This window comes from Enterococcus sp. DIV2467a, from assembly GCF_050532945.1.
Lineage (GTDB): Bacteria > Bacillota > Bacilli > Lactobacillales > Enterococcaceae > Enterococcus > Enterococcus faecalis.
Genome location: NZ_CP172896.1, coordinates 2,380,020 through 2,393,562, shown reverse-complemented (window position 1 = coordinate 2,393,562; position 13,543 = coordinate 2,380,020). Strand labels below are relative to the sequence as shown.

At 36.7% G+C, this 13,543-nt stretch carries 14 protein-coding genes; 13 read left to right on the top strand and 1 reads right to left on the bottom strand.

Annotated elements, in window-relative coordinates; genetic code table 11:
* The first annotated feature begins 442 nt into the window (after positions 1 to 442).
* The 4 genes from pnuC (at position 443) to IGL80_RS11270 (ending at position 3,074) form a co-directional block, all read left to right on the top strand.
* Entirely contained in the window at positions 443 to 1,141 is a 699-nt protein-coding gene (gene pnuC, locus IGL80_RS11285) for a nicotinamide riboside transporter PnuC (RefSeq protein WP_002358712.1), read from the top strand.
* Positions 1,142 to 1,149: 8 nt separating this feature from the next.
* On the top strand, positions 1,150 to 1,794 hold the full coding sequence (locus tag IGL80_RS11280) for a deoxynucleoside kinase (RefSeq protein ID WP_002355594.1): 645 nt from the start codon (positions 1,150 to 1,152) through the stop codon (positions 1,792 to 1,794).
* 349 nt (positions 1,795 to 2,143) lie between these two features.
* Positions 2,144 to 2,575 carry a hypothetical protein gene (locus tag IGL80_RS11275; RefSeq protein WP_002355595.1) on the top strand — a complete coding sequence of 144 codons (432 nt, stop codon included), beginning with the start codon at positions 2,144 to 2,146 and terminating at the stop codon, positions 2,573 to 2,575.
* Between the two features lie 112 nt (positions 2,576 to 2,687).
* Positions 2,688 to 3,074: a DUF1149 family protein gene (locus tag IGL80_RS11270; protein ID WP_002358717.1), complete on the top strand. Its 387-nt coding sequence runs from the start codon at positions 2,688 to 2,690 to the stop codon at positions 3,072 to 3,074.
* A gap of 46 nt (positions 3,075 to 3,120) precedes the next feature.
* On the opposite strand, the gene IGL80_RS11265 is transcribed toward IGL80_RS11270, so the two are convergent.
* The gene (locus IGL80_RS11265; protein WP_002358719.1) at positions 3,121 to 3,456 is read right to left on the bottom strand and encodes a hypothetical protein; all 336 of its coding nucleotides are present in this window, start codon (positions 3,454 to 3,456) and stop codon (positions 3,121 to 3,123) included.
* Between the two features lie 297 nt (positions 3,457 to 3,753).
* Here IGL80_RS11265 and IGL80_RS11260 point away from each other — a divergent pair, with 297 nt between their 5' ends.
* From IGL80_RS11260 to IGL80_RS11220, 9 genes are all read left to right on the top strand, one after another.
* Positions 3,754 to 5,145, top strand: coding sequence for an L-cystine transporter (locus tag IGL80_RS11260; protein ID WP_002355598.1), 1,392 nt, complete (start codon positions 3,754 to 3,756; stop codon positions 5,143 to 5,145).
* Positions 5,146 to 5,419: 274 nt separating this feature from the next.
* Entirely contained in the window at positions 5,420 to 5,800 is a 381-nt protein-coding gene (locus IGL80_RS11255; protein ID WP_002358720.1) for a VOC family protein, read from the top strand.
* Positions 5,801 to 5,952: 152 nt separating this feature from the next.
* Entirely contained in the window at positions 5,953 to 7,119 is a 1,167-nt protein-coding gene (locus IGL80_RS11250; RefSeq protein WP_002358721.1) for a serine hydrolase domain-containing protein, read from the top strand.
* 133 nt (positions 7,120 to 7,252) lie between these two features.
* On the top strand, positions 7,253 to 7,930 hold the full coding sequence (locus tag IGL80_RS11245; RefSeq protein ID WP_002399139.1) for a DUF1003 domain-containing protein: 678 nt from the start codon (positions 7,253 to 7,255) through the stop codon (positions 7,928 to 7,930).
* Positions 7,931 to 8,372: 442 nt separating this feature from the next.
* Positions 8,373 to 9,323 carry a rhodanese-related sulfurtransferase gene (locus IGL80_RS11240; protein ID WP_002358723.1) on the top strand — a complete coding sequence of 317 codons (951 nt, stop codon included), beginning with the start codon at positions 8,373 to 8,375 and terminating at the stop codon, positions 9,321 to 9,323.
* Positions 9,324 to 9,501: 178 nt separating this feature from the next.
* Positions 9,502 to 9,885 carry an LPXTG cell wall anchor domain-containing protein gene (locus tag IGL80_RS11235; RefSeq protein WP_002358724.1) on the top strand — a complete coding sequence of 128 codons (384 nt, stop codon included), beginning with the start codon at positions 9,502 to 9,504 and terminating at the stop codon, positions 9,883 to 9,885.
* Entirely contained in the window at positions 9,885 to 10,616 is a 732-nt protein-coding gene (locus IGL80_RS11230) for a WxL domain-containing protein (RefSeq protein ID WP_002358725.1), read from the top strand. The genes IGL80_RS11235 and IGL80_RS11230 overlap by 1 nt, the downstream gene beginning before the upstream one ends.
* 16 nt (positions 10,617 to 10,632) lie before the next feature.
* Positions 10,633 to 11,412, top strand: coding sequence for a WxL domain-containing protein (locus IGL80_RS11225; RefSeq protein WP_002358727.1), 780 nt, complete (start codon positions 10,633 to 10,635; stop codon positions 11,410 to 11,412).
* Between the two features lie 19 nt (positions 11,413 to 11,431).
* Positions 11,432 to 13,531: a lectin-like domain-containing protein gene (locus IGL80_RS11220; protein WP_002404764.1), complete on the top strand. Its 2,100-nt coding sequence runs from the start codon at positions 11,432 to 11,434 to the stop codon at positions 13,529 to 13,531.
* Positions 13,532 to 13,543 lie beyond the last annotated feature (12 nt).

Genomic DNA, 13,543 nt, shown 5'->3' with positions numbered 1-13,543 from the left:
TTTTTAGGCGAATGTTTTCATGTAATAAGTTAATAAGTGGCCAGATTCGAGAAATAAGGCCGTCAATTTTTAAGCATTTCAATAAAAAGAGTGAACGATGGCTGTGTTTGAAGCATAAATATGTACGGTTGCTTCCGCTTTCACAACATTAATTTGGAGCGCTACCGTCGTAAAGGGTTCTGCTGCAGGAATTATTAGATGGAAACAAATCCATGAATACATAGAAGATTAAAACAAGATGAAGAAAATATTGTGGCAATAAAGGATATCAGAAAGCTTGCGTAATAACTATATGTAGTGTTTCGATATTTTTCGAATCAATATATAGTATTAAAATCTTCTTTTTATTCCGAAATCTGATTGACTTGTTTTTTAAAACGGAGTACTCTTATTGAGACGTCAACAGAGAAAAGTTTGGTTTTAGGAAGGTCGGAAATTTGTCGTGAATAAGAATTTTTTGGTGAATGATTTTAAAGGTTGGGAAACGAGAAGTTACTTGTTTTTAGCTTTGATGGTGGGGGTACAGTTGATTGCATTTGCTATCAATCCATCGAATTGGATTACGTTAGTAGGTGGTTTAGCCGGCATCATTTGTGTGAATTTAATTGCCCAAGGAAAAGTCAGCAATTACATTTTTGGGTTAATCAGTGCAGTGATTATTGGCTATTTTGGGTTAGTGACACGGGTATATGCGGAAGTTCTTTTACAAAGCTTCTATATTATTATGGACATTACAGGGCTTTATGCTTGGATTCGGGCTAGCGAGGATGGCTCGGGTCAAGTAACCGAAGTAAAAGTTTTAAAAGGTATTCAGTGGTTGTATGCCTTTTTCACGTGGCTGCTCATTGGCGTAGCTGCATATATTTTGTTAGGTTTTGTAAATGATGCGCAACAAACATTAGATGCAATCACGTTCAGTGTTTCAGCGACAGGGATGTTATTGATGATTAAACGTTATCAATCGCAATTCGTGTTTTGGCTACTAGGAAATATTTTTTCAATTTTGTTATGGTTCCGAGCAGGGACGCACGCTGGTGGTGATTATGCGATATTTGTTATGTATTGTATGTATACTTTTAACTCAATTTTTGGTATGTTTAATTGGTTGAAGATAAAAAATAAAATGGAAAAAAATAGGTAGGGAGTTCGATGGCAGTGATTGTTTTAGCAGGTACGATTGGCGCTGGTAAATCTAGTTTAACAGCTTTAATTGCAAACCGTTTAGGTTCAGAAGCCTTTTACGAATCAGTTGATGATAATGAGGTATTACCTTTATTTTATGCGGAACCGGAAAAGTACGCATTTTTATTACAAATTTATTTTTTAAATAAACGTTTTGATAGTATTAAACAAGCATTAACGCATGAAAATAATGTATTGGATCGCTCGATTTATGAAGATTCATTACTTTTTCATTTAAATGCAGATTTAGGTCGTGCCAACGAAACAGAGGTCAAAGTGTACGATGACTTATTACAAAATATGCTCCAAGAATTGCCTTATGCTGCGCATAAAAAAAGACCTGATTTGTTAGTTCACATTCGTATTTCATTTCCCAAAATGTTAGAACGCATCAAAAAACGTGGCCGTCCTTATGAACAAATTGAGACAGATCCAACGTTGTATGATTACTATCAAATGTTGAACGAGCGTTATGATCAATGGTATGAAGACTATGATGAAAGTCCTAAAATTCAAATTGATGGCGATAAATATGATTTTGTCGAAGATCCTGAAGCGTGTCAATATGTCTTGGCGTTAATTGAGAAGAAAATTGAAGAATTAGAAAGATAAATAAAAAGAAGCAAGTCCGGACTTGCTTCTTTTTGACTTAAAATGTGGATAGATAGGCTAAAGTTGCTACTAAATAAAGGAGTGTAGTGCTAAATTATAGAATCGGATTTTAACCTTCCCCTAAGTTAAAATCGGATAATCTATCCATCGACAGTTTAAGTTTGTATAAAATAGCGGTAGCTATTATCAACGAAGTCATTCATCGGTTGACCTGACTTCTCTAGAAGTATACCATCGAAAATAACCAACAGTTGTTCAAAATTTGGACTTAGTAAGTGTAAATTTTGATTGAAAGTTTCTGTAAATCAATCATTTATTCAAAAAATAATGCTCGAAAGAAGGAAGATAAATGGGCCAAATTTGGTTTGAACGCATTCTACGTTGGCGCAAAAAAGCGCAACGATTTTTACAAGGACGTTATGCACGGTTCGATGAATTGAATCGAACGCTGTTGCTAACAAGTGTCGTGCTGGCGCTCATCAATATTTTTACTGGCTATCTTTGGGTTCGATTATTGATTTTAATCACAGTCGCCTACGTGTATTATCGCTTTTTTTCAAAACATATTCATCCGCGATTGAATGAAAATCAACGGTTTATTCTTCGAAAACAACGCCTAATGCAAAAGGTTCATGCTTTTCGCAAGCGACACATGACTCAGAAAGAGTATCGTTATTTTAAATGTCCAAAATGTCAGCAGTCATTACGTGCGCCGAAAGGACGAGGAACAATCAAAGTCACTTGTTCAAACTGCCAAAATCAATTTATCAAAAAAGTCTGACCTTCTGTGTTTTTTGGTCTAGGCAGCTTTCGGACTTGTGGTATACTTGAGAAAAGAAACCATTGGATATTCTAAAAGGGGAATATCTTGTTAAAAAAGGAGAGAAAAAACAATGGAAATTAAACGCCAACAAGAAATTGTTGAAGCGTATCACTATGATATGCGAGTACCTGATTCAGAAGTAGAGACAGATTTACGTGTCAGTTTTTCACCAATTGAAGTAGAAGAAGAAAATTATCCAGAAAACAGCTCAGCACTTGTTGCTCGCTTAGAATTTCGAATTGTCTTTGACGAATTTGTTTTATCAGGGGCGATTAGCCAAATTAATCACATTATTGATCGTAAAATTGAAAAACAAGAAGATATTTCGCAAGAAGAAGTCGATGAACTTGTGCGTCCTTTATTTAGCATCGTCGAACGTTTATCTTATGAAGTAACTGAAATTGCTCTGGATCGTCCAGGTGTTCAATTGAATTTTCAACAATCAGAAGAAGCTTAAACTTTAAAAACAGCGTTTATAACGGATTCCGTTACAAACGCTGTTTTTATTCTTGTGAAGATTTAGCAACCAAAGCTTTTTTAAACTGTTCATAATTTTTTGTAGCGATATCCACATAAGCAATCGGCTGACCAACTTTGGTGATTTTTTCGGGAAGATAGGGAGCGAGCATTTCATTGTACAAAATGAACGCAGCTTCTGGTACTTCCTCTGAAAGAACATCATAACTGATAAAGTCAATTTCATAGGTTGGTTGAAAAAAGGCTTTGATGTTTTGCTGCTCTTTATTTGAAAAGAGCCAAGGACCTCCATTTGCAGGGCTTCCCACAAATAACGTCGCTCCATCACGGTTGACAGAAAGGATCCAACAAATTTTTTGCATGCGCTTACACCTCCTAGAACTAAGTATACCACGTCAGCTTAAAAGAAAGAGGACAAAAAACAAATTATTTTTACAGTGACTAGTAAAACAACGCTTGGTGATAGTTTTAAACTATCACAACGGTTATTTTCTATCAAAAAGTAAGCAAATTATCCCACTATTTGCTATAAAATAAGGTACAATAGAACTATCACTGGAAACAGTCTGCTGTTTTCAGGGTATTTACTGGAGAGTGAGTACCGGGAACCTTTACTTCCTTTGATGTACTTGTCATTAAAAACATAGGGAGGAACTAAAATGACAACATTCATCACTGTATTAGTGATCCTTGCATTTATTGCTGTGTTATTCGGTTTCTACCAAATGCAAAAGAAACATTTAAAATTCTCAACACGTGTCTTTTCAGCATTGGGCGTGGGGATTGTTTTAGGTGCAATTATTCAATTTGCTTTTGGTACAGACAGTAAAATTACTACGCAATCAATGGAATGGATCGGGATTGTAGGTAATGGTTATGTAGCGTTTCTACAAATGCTCGTAATTCCGTTAGTATTTGTATCTATCGTAGGTGCATTTACAAAAATGAAAGAATCCAATAAATTAGGAAAAATTAGCTTTAATGTGTTAGCCACCTTACTAGGAACAACAGCAGTAGCTGCCTTGGTGGGGATTGGAACAACCTTAGCGTTTGGCCTTCAAGGGGCAAAATTCACGCAAGGTGCTGCAGAAACGTCAAGAATTGCCGAGTTAGCGACGCGTCAAGATGCGATTCAAGATTTGACGATTCCACAACAAATCGTTTCATTTATTCCTAAAAATGTCTTTGCTGACTTTGCGGGAACACGACCAATGAGTACCATTGGGGTGGTAATCTTTGCTGCGTTTGTTGGTGTCGCTTATTTAGGCGTTCGTCGTAAAGCGCCAAAAGAAGCTGAATTTTTTGCAAATTTAATTGATAGTTTATATAAAATTACCATGCGAATTGTTACCTTAGTTTTACGCTTGACCCCTTATGGCGTGTTAGCGTTAATGATTAATGTTGTAGCAACAAGTGATTTTGTTGCGATTATTAACTTAGGTAAATTTGTGTTGGCATCATATGTGGCCTTAATCATTGTTTTTGCCATTCACATGCTGATTTTAATTACTTTGAAAGTCAATCCAGTTACGTATCTAAAAAAAGTTTTTCCAGTCTTGAGCTTTGCTTTTACTTCTCGTTCAAGTGCAGGAGCTTTACCATTAAATATTGAAACACAAACCAAAGCATTAGGTGTCGATGATGCCACAGCAAACTTTGCTGGTAGTTTCGGTTTATCTATTGGACAAAATGGTTGTGCCGGCGTTTATCCAGCTATGTTAGCAACCATCGTTGCACCAACTGTTGGAATTGATGTCTTTAGTTTACAATTTATTTTAATGTTAGTAGCAGTTGTCACAATCAGTTCATTTGGCGTAGCCGGTGTCGGCGGCGGAGCAACCTTTGCTTCTCTAATCGTTTTAGGCGCAATGAACTTACCAGTTGCAATTGTTGGTTTAGTAATTTCAGTTGAACCACTTATTGACATGGCGCGGACAGCTGTTAACGTTAACGATAGTATGGTTGCAGGCGTGTTAACAAGTGCTCGTATTCATGAATTAGATCGTGATGTCTTAAATGATCGCGACGTTGTCTTAGATGCAAATATCTAAATCAATAAAACGAAAAGAGGTCGGGACAGAAGTGTTTAACTCCGAGAAATAAGAAGAAATTTCCGGAAATTGTTCTTTAATTTTTGGAGAATTTCGGCTTATTTCCGAAGGAGTTGCTTCTGTTCCCGCCGTTTATTAGTTTTTGAGCGTGGGACAAAAATCCAAAGTGATTTTTGTTCCACGCTCTTTTTTTGAATTTTAAGCGAAAGTGCAGTAATTATTTAAAAGAACGTATATAATAAGTTGTTAACTAAATTCAAAAGGACGTGAAGGAATGTTTTCAAACCAAGTAAAGATTATGTTATATGTGAATAATGTTGAGGAATCTAGTCAATTTTGGCAAACGTTTGGCTTTGTTGAAAAGGAAAGAGAGGAAGTTGACGGCACATTGGTGGTAGAAATTGCACCAAGTGAATCAGCAGAAGCGATTATTGTTTTATATGATTTGGCCTTTATTCAAAAACATTCACCAGAAGTGGCGGGGAATACCCCTTCTTTAATGTTTGCTAGCGATGATATCATTGGTCTCTATAAAAAAATGCAAGAGGCTGGCGTTACTGTTGGTGAAATGGTTCAATTGCCAACAGGCTTAGTTTTTAATTTTGCAGATAACGATGATAATTACTTTGCTGTGATGGGGCAAGAAAGTAAATAAAAAACAGCTTGGCACCAGAATCAATTTAGATTCTGGTGCCAAGCTGTTTTTTATAAAAGTTGAAAGTTTTATAAATTTTACTAAAATCTGTAATTTTCATGAAAATATAGCGTATGATAATGCTGTTAATAGAATAGGCGGAGGTAAGCGGTATGCGTAAACGACATGCAAAGAAAAGACATGGAGGAGTGAATTGGCTTTTTATAGTATGTTTGTTGGTGGTGATTGGTGGTAGTGGTTATTTAATAAAAACGTTATTTTTCACTAGAGATTCACAAGTTAGTCAAGAATCGAAAGTGGTCTTGGAAGAAGATCGTCGAAGTGATAATTATGCGAATTTAACGAAAGAAATAGTTGCACCCGATAGTGGCGAACTTGATCAAAAAATTCAAGAAACAAATTATATTGGTTCGGCTTTGATCATTAAAGATGATCAGGTTTTAGTAAATAAAGGATATGGCTTTGCCAATTTTGAAAAGCAACAAGCCAATACGCCAAACACAAGGTTTCAGATTGGCTCAATTCAAAAATCTTTTACCACAACCTTGATCTTAAAAGCGATTGAAGAAGGTAAACTTACATTAGATACAAAACTCGCTACGTTTTATCCGCAAATTCAAGGTGCTGAGGACATTACGATTAGCGATATGTTGAATATGACAAGCGGTTTAAAGTTATCAGCAATGCCTAATAATATCGTTACCGATGAAGAAATTATTCAATTTGTTAAACAAAATACCATTCAAGTCAATAAAGGAAAATACAATTATTCCCCAGTAAATTTTGTCCTTTTAGCAGGAATGTTAGAGAAAATGTATCAACGTACCTATCAAGAATTATTTAATAATCTTTATCACAAAACGGCTGGTTTAAAGAATTTTGGCTTCTATGAAACCTTATTGGAACAACCCAATAATTCAACAAGTTATAAATGGACAGAAGACAATTCGTATAATCAAGTGCTCTCAATTCCCGCAGCTAGTTTTGCCCATGAATTTGGGACTGGGAATGTGGATATGACGACAGGTGATTTGTATTGGTACTTACATCAATTAATGAGTGGACACTTAGTTTCCACCGCACTTTTGCAAAAATTATGGACGTCTTCTCAGCAAAGTTCTTATCATGGCGGCATCTATGTTCATGATAACTATTTACGCTTACACGGCGTTGAAGCGGGTCAACAAGCCCTGGTTTTATTTTCAAAAGATATGAAGACAGGGGTCATATTGCTAACTAACTGTGTGAATCCAGCGAAATACAAAGAATTAATTGGTTCGTTGTTCCATGATGTAACCAATTTAACTGTTAAATTTTAAAGCAGAAGTAACAACGATCACTCCCAAAGCCTTTTTAGGTTTCTTCTGAGAGACTTTATATTAAAATAAAGGGAAGAACGATCAAAGGGAGTGACGAAGATGAAACAATCAAAAAATAAACAAGTTGTTATTGGTGAACCAACGAAAAAAAAACATTTATCTTCAAGATATAGAACAGGAAACGCAAGCTTTTATTCTCCAAAACAATCCACAATTGACAGCTGAATCGATGATTACATTGGCGGAGTTACTTAATTATCGTTTGGATTACATGAAACAATTGGTCGCAAATGATTCTGAAAAAATCCAACAACTGAATGAATTAGTGGTTCAACATATCAAAGAAGATAAGCTGATTTCCAATAATATGAATGAAAAGATGGAAAAGAAATTAACCTTTGGCCAACGAGCAGCGGATACCATTGCTAAATTTGGCGGTAGCTGGGTGTTTATTGGCTTCTTTTGCTTCGTGTTGATTGCTTGGATCGTGATTAACTCTACCACTTTATTGGGACAACCATTTGACAAATATCCTTATATTTTGCTAAATCTCGCCTTATCTTGTTTAGCAGCTATCCAAGCACCGATTATTATGATGAGTCAAAACAGACAAGAAGCCCGTGATAGAGAACAAGCGAATAATGATTATAAAATTAACTTAAAAGCAGAAGTAGAAATTAATTTATTACATGAGAAAATGGATTATATTATCAATAATCAACTAGAAAATTTGGTAAAAATCCAAAATATTCAAATTGAACTTTTAGGTGAATTGCAAGAACAACTCGCCGCGACTTCTGAAAAGGAGTAGTATATAGAAGAGGTCGGGACAGAACCGTTTAGCTCCGAGAAATAAGAAGAAATTTTCGAAAATTGCTCTTTAATTTTTGGAGACCAAGTAGGTATTGTTCATCATCGAATCACTACGTTCTTCGTGATTCTCAACAATTTCGGCTTATTTCCGAAGGACCTTCACCAAGTAGGTACGATGATTTCATCTGTTCATGCTTCACAGTGAAACATCGCAACTCTTAGAGCTGTAGCTCTTTTGAAGGGTGTACTGTGACGAGACGCATGTCGAGAAAACACCTTAGAAGTTGTTGAGATCGGAGCAACGCGTAGTGTTGGTTCTGTTCCCGCCGTTTATCAGGCTTTTTTTATTGTGTGTAAATACACAAGCAAAATAATCGCTTTCCCTTTTTTATTCACCGTATAATGGGATAGAATGACTTTATACAAAAGGGGAAAACAAGATGAAATACCAAGTATTACTTTATTACAAATATACAACAATTGAAGATCCAGAAGCTTTTGCGAAAGAGCATCTAGCTTTTTGCAAATCATTAAATTTAAAAGGCCGTATTTTAGTAGCGACAGAAGGGATTAACGGAACGTTATCTGGTACTGTCGAAGAAACAGAAAAGTACATGGAAGCAATGCAAGCAGATGAGCGCTTTAAGGATACATTCTTTAAAATTGATCCAGCAGAAGAAATGGCGTTCCGCAAAATGTTTGTTCGCCCACGTTCTGAATTAGTGGCGTTGAACTTAGAAGAAGACGTTGATCCATTAGAAACGACGGGGAAATATTTGGAACCTGCAGAATTTAAAGAAGCCTTATTAGACGAAGACACTGTTGTAATCGATGCTCGTAACGATTATGAATATGATTTAGGTCATTTCCGTGGTGCCGTGCGCCCAGATATCCGTAGCTTCCGTGAGTTACCACAATGGATTCGCGAGAACAAAGAACAATTTATGGATAAAAAAATTGTTACCTATTGTACTGGCGGGATTCGCTGTGAAAAATTTTCTGGCTGGTTATTAAAAGAAGGATTTGAAGATGTTGCTCAATTGCATGGTGGTATCGCCAACTATGGAAAAAATCCAGAAACACGTGGCGAACTTTGGGATGGCAAAATGTATGTCTTTGATGACCGAATCAGTGTCGAAATTAATCACGTTGATAAAAAAGTTATTGGGAAAGATTGGTTTGATGGAACACCTTGCGAACGCTATATTAACTGTGCAAACCCAGAATGTAATCGTCAAATCTTAACTTCAGAAGAAAATGAACATAAACATTTAGGCGGCTGCTCATTAGAATGTAGCCAGCATCCTGCCAACCGTTATGTAAAAAAATATAATTTAACAGAAGCAGAAGTTGCTGAACGTTTAGCTTTGTTAGAAGCGGTTGAAGTATAAAAATAATAAAAAAATAAACAAAAAAACTTCGAAAATTATTTTTCGAAGTTTTTTTGTTTATTTTTTTGTCTTTAAAAGTGTTGATTTTAAAGCTTTCTTAGCTGAAACCATTTTATTTTTTAAAAGCGTCTGAAAAAAATAAAAAAATCTAATAAATATTTCTTTTATATAATGTTTATTGGCTGGGCCAGTCAATGTTGAAAATGGGGAAGGAGGAATTCAGATGAAAATCATAAAAAGGTTTAGTTTGGTATGTTTAGGGCTATTGATCATTGGGTTGCAAACAAAAAGCGTTATGGCTGAAGAAAATAATTATGAATCAAATGGTCAAGCGAGCTTCTATGGTACCTACGTTTATGAGAATGAAAAAGAGTCAAATGACGTAGCGTATACCCAACAATCAGAAGAACAGGGAAGAAATAATTTAGCTGCTTCTGGACAAGCAGTTTTACCTAAAACAGGCGAGTTTGAAAATCCGCTGTATTCCTTGATAGGAGTTAGTTTGTTGGGGGTAGTCATTTATTTAATTAATAAAATGAAACGAGAGAAGGAGCTTATTTAATGAAAAAAACTGTTTTACTTACATCGGCAACCATACTTTTAGGCGTAGGGTTTCAAGCAATAAACGCATCAGCAGCAGAAACTTTTCCGAAAGAATACAATACGGAAGGCACAATTACTTTTGAAGCAGGCGATAACGAAATCACACCGCCTGTTGATCCAGAAAATCCCGATCCTACTGATCCAGTAGACCCAATTGATCCTCCAGGGCCAGGAACGGGTGGTGCCTTATCAATTGATTATGGGTCAAAATTTAAATTTGGCACACAAAAGATTTCTACGGCAGATCAAACGTATTATGCTGCGCCAGATGAAATGAAAGATGGTTCAAAAAAACCAACCTATGTACAAGTAACTGATAAAAGAGGAACGTTAGCAGGATGGAAACTAACGCTTTCCCAACCTGAACAATTTAAAACAGCTACTGGAGAGGAACTAGTCGGCGCTCAATTAACGTTTACAAAGGCAGAAGCTGCCTCAATGGTGGATGAAAAATATAAACCTTCTGAAGTCAGTAGTACTATTTCCTTAACACCTGGTGTAAATAATAATCTAGCGATGAACGCTAAAAAAGAAACAGGGGTTGGGACTTGGGTTTATCGCTTTGGTTCAAATGAAGCAACAAATAAAGAAGCTGTCCAACTATTCGTTCCCGGAAAATCTGTAAAGCTTGCACAACAATATTCAACGAAGTTAGTTTGGGCATTAGAAGATACGCCCGCTAATAATTAAATAAAGGAGAAAAGCAATGAAAAAACAATTCACAGGAATCGTTCTATGCAGTACATTTGCAGTTGCTGGTGGGTCCTTACAAGCGAAGGCAGAAGAGCCAAAAGAGTATCGTTCGAATGGTTTAGTAGAATTTATTCCGAACGTAGATCCGACAGACCCGGTTGATCCAGAAAATCCCGATCCAGAAAAGCCAGTCAAACCAATTGATCCGACAGACCCAGAAGGTCCTAATCCAGGTACTCAAGGGCCACTGTCTATTGATTATGCTTCAAGTTTTGACTTTGGGAAAAATCGTATTTCGAATAAAGACCAAGTATATTTTGCAAGAGCACAGCAATATCAAGAAAATCAAAAAGAAACACCAAATTTTGTGCAAATTTCTGATAATAGAGGAACCAATAGCGGTTGGTCTTTAACGGTTACGCAAAAGGAGCAATTTAAAGCAACAAAGGCGACTTTAAATAGTCAGTTGACAGGTGCGCAAATTTCTTTAGCTAACCCGACTGTTAATAGTAATGCGCAAAATGTTGTGAAACCAGAGGCAACAAATAAGATTGCCCTTGTTCCAGGGACCGCATCGCTAGTGGCAGCTGCGAAGCAAGGAACCGGTGCAGGAACTTGGGCTACTTATTGGGGCAAAGTAGAAGTGGTTGCAGAACGCGATGAAACCAATACGGTACACAATGTTAATGTTACAAAAGATGTTGCGCTATCAGTACCAGGGTCAACCCCTAAAGATGCCGTGAAATATCAAACAAAATTATTGTGGACGTTGACGGATGTACCAGGAATTTAAAAAGTAGAGGTGAAGAGAGATGCGAAACAAACAAAGCCTAGTCTTTTTGGCAAGTAGTTTATTCTTACTACTCCTTGCGCCTATTACTAGCGAAGCGATTAGTAATCCTTCGACAAATATCAACGAAGTCAATCGGGAAATAGTGGAGGAATCGGCCAATGATCAGGCAACTAGCGCTCCTTCTCACTCGGAAACATTAGAGCAAAAACCTTCCCTAGAAACGACAACAACAACCGATAATCATCCAGCAAAAACAGACCAATCAACGGCTACTTTAGAACCTAGCGAACAACAAAAGGATGACGATAACAGTGCAACGGAATCGGCGATAGTTGAACCACAGCCGCGCATGTTGGCTGCGCCATACGCTACTTCATTGCCGGATGATCCTAATATCATTCCAATCGACAAGGTATTTCAAGAACCAATTGGAAATGCAACAAGTATTTTAGAAGGTGGGAAGTTATTACAACTAAACCCAGCTGTTAAATCACAAAAAGGAGCTATTTGGTCAAAAAAACCAATCAGTTTATTGTCGGATTTTACCTTTAAAAGTTATTTGTATTTAGGAAACGAGTATGCAAATGCTGGTGATGGTATGACCTTTACCTTAACGAATGATCCTAGAATGTCCACAACGCCTCAAGAAGTCATTGGTTCACCTGGGATGGGAATCGGTGCATACTCCACGAAAGCTGGTCAACCTTATGTTAGAAATGCCTTATCGATTGAGTTTGATACCTATAAAAATACTGGTAGTTCCAACCGAATGGACCGAGAAATTTCACAAGATAAGGGAAATGGACATTTAGCTTTTGTCACTCCGAAAGCTAATAACAACAGCTATACAGGGGAGCATTCAGGCGTCACTGTTTCGCCAACCTATCTATCTAATGGAACCTGGCGCATGTTGACTGTTCATTGGAATGCCGCAACCAAAGCATTAACATATGATTTAGAAGGTGTGGGCACGAATACGTATGTAGTTTCAGATTTAAATGCACAATTTGGCGCAACAACGGTTTATTGGGGCTTTACATCATCCACAGGTGGCAAATACCAAGAGAATGCTTTAGCAATGACACAAATTCCTACCAACGTTACGTCACAAGCAGCCCTTAGCGTGAATGGTCAGGAATTTAGCTCAGCTGTTGAAGCAGTGAAAAATGATCAGGTGAGACTACGGAATACGTTGAATATTGACAATGACTTTATCGAAGATCGTCAACCGCAAGTAAGCATTGACTTACCTGATGAATTAGCATATGAAGAAAATTCATTAATGATTGATGGTAAAAAGGTAGCAGCCAAAGATCTGACACAAACAGGGAATCACTTAACAATTGCTTTAAATGACTACCTAGTCTTAAAGAAGGACATGATTATTGAATTAAAAACAACCCTTCAAGATAATACGCCCGAAAAAGTTTTAACTATGAACTTTGACTATTATGAAGAAGGAACTTTACTGCAAAAGTCAAATAATGTAACGATTACTATTCCTAAACCAACAGAAAAAACAGTAACCGTTTTTTATAAAGACGCGGAAGGTAAAGATATTGCTCCACCTAAAAGTGTAACAGGGAAAATTGGTGCACCCTATCAAGAAAAACCCCTAGATATTTCTGGCTATGTTTTTACAAAAGACTCGGGCAATGCGGAAGGAACAATGACAGAGGAAACAAAAGATATTTATTTTTACTATCGTTTAGGGGAACTATATTTTAAAGAGGCACCAAAACAGATTACTTTTGGTACGGAAAAGATACGTAATCAACCACTAATTAAACTTGGGCATCCCACCGAAGGACTCAAAGTCGTGGATGAACGTAACGCAAATAATTGGCGCTTGCAACTAAAGCAAACGCAACCGTTAACAAATGATTCAATTGTAATGCCAGATGTTTTTTCTTTCGTTTCAACTGCTGGAAGCTCTCAGATTACAAATGAGGCAATTACGCTTTTAGAAAGTAATCAGAAAGGTGAAACAGATTTAACAGCATTACTTGATGAATCAAAACAACAAGGAATTCAAATCAATGTTCCTGTAGCTTATCAAAGAGTTGGAACATTTAAAGCTCGTTTATCTTGGGCGTTAGAAGATGTGCCAGGAAATTAAAGAAAAGAATGG

Coding starts and splice junctions, on each gene's coding strand:
- IGL80_RS11280 (WP_002355594.1), top strand. CDS start 1,150: ATGGCAGTGATTGTTTTAGCAGGTACGATTGGCGCTGGTAAATCTAGT.
- IGL80_RS11265 (WP_002358719.1), bottom strand. CDS start 3,456: ATGCAAAAAATTTGTTGGATCCTTTCTGTCAACCGTGATGGAGCGACG.
- IGL80_RS11275 (WP_002355595.1), top strand. CDS start 2,144: ATGGGCCAAATTTGGTTTGAACGCATTCTACGTTGGCGCAAAAAAGCG.
- IGL80_RS11260 (WP_002355598.1), top strand. CDS start 3,754: ATGACAACATTCATCACTGTATTAGTGATCCTTGCATTTATTGCTGTG.
- IGL80_RS11250 (WP_002358721.1), top strand. CDS start 5,953: ATGCGTAAACGACATGCAAAGAAAAGACATGGAGGAGTGAATTGGCTT.
- IGL80_RS11240 (WP_002358723.1), top strand. CDS start 8,373: ATGAAATACCAAGTATTACTTTATTACAAATATACAACAATTGAAGAT.
- IGL80_RS11220 (WP_002404764.1), top strand. CDS start 11,432: ATGCGAAACAAACAAAGCCTAGTCTTTTTGGCAAGTAGTTTATTCTTA.
- IGL80_RS11255 (WP_002358720.1), top strand. CDS start 5,420: ATGTTTTCAAACCAAGTAAAGATTATGTTATATGTGAATAATGTTGAG.
- IGL80_RS11225 (WP_002358727.1), top strand. CDS start 10,633: ATGAAAAAACAATTCACAGGAATCGTTCTATGCAGTACATTTGCAGTT.
- IGL80_RS11230 (WP_002358725.1), top strand. CDS start 9,885: ATGAAAAAAACTGTTTTACTTACATCGGCAACCATACTTTTAGGCGTA.
- IGL80_RS11270 (WP_002358717.1), top strand. CDS start 2,688: ATGGAAATTAAACGCCAACAAGAAATTGTTGAAGCGTATCACTATGAT.